4 protein-coding genes are annotated in these 3,074 nt (G+C 61.8%); all 4 read left to right on the top strand.

What is annotated here, in order from left to right; translation table 11 throughout:
* The first annotated feature begins 323 nt into the window (after nt 1–323).
* Entirely contained in the window at nt 324–506 is a 183-nt protein-coding gene (gene rpmF / locus ABYB95_RS20360) for a 50S ribosomal protein L32 (RefSeq protein WP_019575026.1), read from the top strand.
* A 137-nt stretch (nt 507–643) separates the two neighbouring features.
* Nucleotides 644–1,702: a phosphate acyltransferase PlsX gene (plsX, locus tag ABYB95_RS20355; RefSeq protein WP_372661154.1), complete on the top strand. Its 1,059-nt coding sequence runs from the start codon at nt 644–646 to the stop codon at nt 1,700–1,702.
* A gap of 17 nt (nt 1,703–1,719) precedes the next feature.
* A complete protein-coding gene (locus tag ABYB95_RS20350) occupies nt 1,720–2,697 on the top strand; it encodes a beta-ketoacyl-ACP synthase III (protein ID WP_372661151.1) in 978 nt (325 codons plus the stop codon).
* Nucleotides 2,698–2,750: 53 nt separating this feature from the next.
* A partial coding sequence (locus ABYB95_RS20345) for an ACP S-malonyltransferase (RefSeq protein WP_372661148.1) occupies nt 2,751–3,074 on the top strand: 324 nt, incomplete at its 3' end.

Genomic DNA, 3,074 nt, shown 5'->3' with positions numbered 1-3,074 from the left:
TGGCCTTGCCCATCGTGCCCATGCACGAAACCTGCCCACACGCCCTGGTGATGCAGGCCGGTGACCCGGCCGTGCCCGCAGCCGATGACGCGCAAGAGCGCCCGCACCCGTTTGCCGGGCTGGCGCGCTTGAAAAAGTGAAGTTATCCGAACTGGCTGGTGTACGCGGTCGGCTTGGACGATTTGGCAGGGCCTGGTCTTCAGGCTATAATCCTTGGCTTTGCGCTGGTATCCATTTCACGGGTCTTGCGCGCACTTGGTAATAGGTCGTCCTGTACGCAGAACGGCCTCCCGTTTGAACCTCACCGATATCAGGAGCCCCTCATGGCCGTCCAGCAAAACAAAAAGTCCCCTTCCAAGCGCGGCATGCACCGTTCGCACAACGCGCTGAACGTGCCGGGCATCGCAGTGGAACCCACCACCGGTGAAATCCACCTGCGTCACCACATCAGCCCGAACGGCTTTTACCGTGGTCGTCAGGTGCTGAAGAACAAGTCCGAAGCCTGAAGGTGACCCAGCCTTGGCGGCCTGGGCGCGTGAGAGCGCGCCGGCTTTGTGGAGGCTGAAGTGGCACAGGCCCGCATGATCCATGCGGGCTTTTTGCATTCTGGGGATGCCGAATGGGTCAGCTTGAGAATATGGACATGATCACAATCGCGGTGGACTGTATGGGCGGCGACATAGGTCCGGACGCCACCCTGCCCGCCTGCGCGGCCTTTTTGGCCCGCTATCCTCAGGCGCAGCTGTTGCTGGTGGGCAAGCCCGAGGCCTTTGCGGCGCATGCGCGGGTGGTCAACAACGTGCGCTGCCGCGTGGTCGCCGCTACCGAGGTGGTGGCCATGGACGATCCGGTGGAAATCGCCCTGCGCAAAAAAAGAGACTCATCCATGCGGGTGGCGATTGCGCAAGTCAAAGACGGCGCGGCCCAGGCGGTGGTTTCTGCGGGCAATACCGGCGCGCTCATGGCCATTGCGCGCTACGTGCTGAAGACCATCGACGGCATCGACCGGCCGGCCATTGCGACCCAGTTGCCGAACGCCAAAGGGGGCGCCACCACGGTGCTCGATCTGGGCGCCAATGTGGACTGCACCGCCGAGCACTTGCTGCAGTTTGCGGTCATGGGGTCGGCCCTGGTGGCTGCGACCGGCCGATCCGACCCCAGTGTGGGGCTGCTGAACGTGGGCGAAGAAGTCATTAAAGGCAGCGAAGTGATTAAAAAAGCCGGTGTACTGTTGCGAAATGCGGCGAACACCGGCGATCTGAATTTTTATGGAAATGTCGAGGGCGACGACATTTTCAAGGGAACCACCGACATCGTGGTCTGTGACGGTTTTGTGGGCAATGTGGCGCTCAAGGCCAGCGAAGGCTTGGCCAGCATGATCGGCGGTTTCATCCGTGCGGAATTTTCGCGCAACATTTTCACGAAAATTGCGGCGATCATCGCTTATCCGGTGTTATCTGCTTTTAAAAAGCGGGTGGACCACCGCCGTTACAACGGTGCAGCCTTGTTGGGGCTGCGTGGCCTGGTGTTCAAGAGCCACGGCTCTGCCGACGCGTTTGCGTTTGAACAGGCCCTCTGCCGGGCTTATGATGCGGCACGGCACCAGTTGCTGGACAATGTGCAACAACGCATTGCCCACGCGGCGCCACTGATCGCCCCCACTGCCTCACCGAGTGAGTTCAGGGGCACACCCACCATCTAACCCATTCCATTCGACGCATGAGACGTTACGCACGCATCACGGGTACCGGCAGCTGCCTGCCCCCCAGGCGCCTGACCAATGCCGACATGACGGCCCTGTTGGCCGCGCGTGACGTTGAGACCAGCGACGAGTGGATCGTGGCGCGCACCGGTATCCGGGCGCGGCACTTTGTCGCCGACGGCGTGTTCGCCAGCGACCTGGCGCTGCAAGCCTGTCAGGCCGCGCTGGAGGCGGCAGGTGTGGCGGCGAGCGACATCGACCTGATCATCGTGGCGACCTCCACCCCGGACATGGTGTTTCCCTCCACCGCCGCCATTTTGCAGAACAAGCTGGGCATCGCAGGCTGCCCGGTGTTTGACGTGCAGGCCGTGTGCAGCGGATTTGTGTACGCGCTTACCGTGGCCGATTCCATGATCCAGACCGGCGCGGCGAGCAAGGCGCTGGTGGTGGGAGCGGAAGTGTTTTCACGCCTGCTGGATTTCAACGACCGCACGACCTGCGTGCTTTTTGGCGACGGTGCCGGTGCGGTGGTGGTCGAGGCTTCCGACCAGCCCGGTATTCTCGCGACCGACATCCATGCCGACGGCAAGCACGTCGGCATCCTGTGCGTGCCGGGTCATGTGTCCGGTGGTCAGATCCTGGGCGATCCCTTGCTCAAGATGGATGGGCAGGCGGTCTTCAAATTGGCGGTCGGGGTGCTGGAAGAGACGGCGCGTGCAGTGCTGGCCAAAGCGGGCAAGACCGAGGCCGATATCGACTGGCTGATTCCGCACCAGGCCAATATCCGCATCATGCAAAGCACAGCGCGCAAACTGAAGCTGTCGATGGACAAGGTGGTGGTGACCGTGGACGAACACGGCAATACCTCGGCCGCGTCCATTCCCCTGGCGCTGGACCATGCGGTACGGGCTGGGCAGGTGAAAAAAGGTGACACCTTGATGCTGGAAGGCGTTGGGGGTGGGTTTACCTGGGGAGCGGTACTGGTCGATTTTTAAGACCATTCGTGTCTTTGCCACCTGTAGAACATGCGTTTGTACGCGATTGATTTATGAAACCATTTGCCTTTGTTTTTCCCGGTCAGGGCTCGCAATCCGTGGGCATGTTGAACGGCTGGGAGCGGCACCCCGCAGTGACACAAACCTTGGAAGAAGCGTCGGACGCGTTGGGTGAAGACCTGGGGCATCTGATCGAACAAGGCCCGAAAGAGGCCCTGGCCATCACCGCCAACACCCAGCCCGTGATGCTGGTCGCAGGTGTTGCCGCGTGGCGCGTCTGGCTGGCCGAACATGGCGCGTTGCCTGCGGTGCTGGCCGGGCATTCTTTGGGTGAATATTCGGCCTTGGTCGCCTCGGGCGTGCTCACGCTGGCGCAG

The sequence above is a fragment of the Hydrogenophaga sp. genome (genome assembly GCF_041633695.1).
In the GTDB taxonomy this organism is placed as follows: Bacteria; Pseudomonadota; Gammaproteobacteria; order Burkholderiales; family Burkholderiaceae_C; genus Hydrogenophaga.
Note: the sequence above shows the minus strand (reverse complement) of the source record. Positions and strands in the feature narration are given on the sequence as shown.

Coding starts and splice junctions, on each gene's coding strand:
- rpmF (WP_019575026.1), top strand. CDS start 324: ATGGCCGTCCAGCAAAACAAAAAGTCCCCTTCCAAGCGCGGCATGCAC.
- plsX (WP_372661154.1), top strand. CDS start 644: ATGATCACAATCGCGGTGGACTGTATGGGCGGCGACATAGGTCCGGAC.
- ABYB95_RS20350 (WP_372661151.1), top strand. CDS start 1,720: ATGAGACGTTACGCACGCATCACGGGTACCGGCAGCTGCCTGCCCCCC.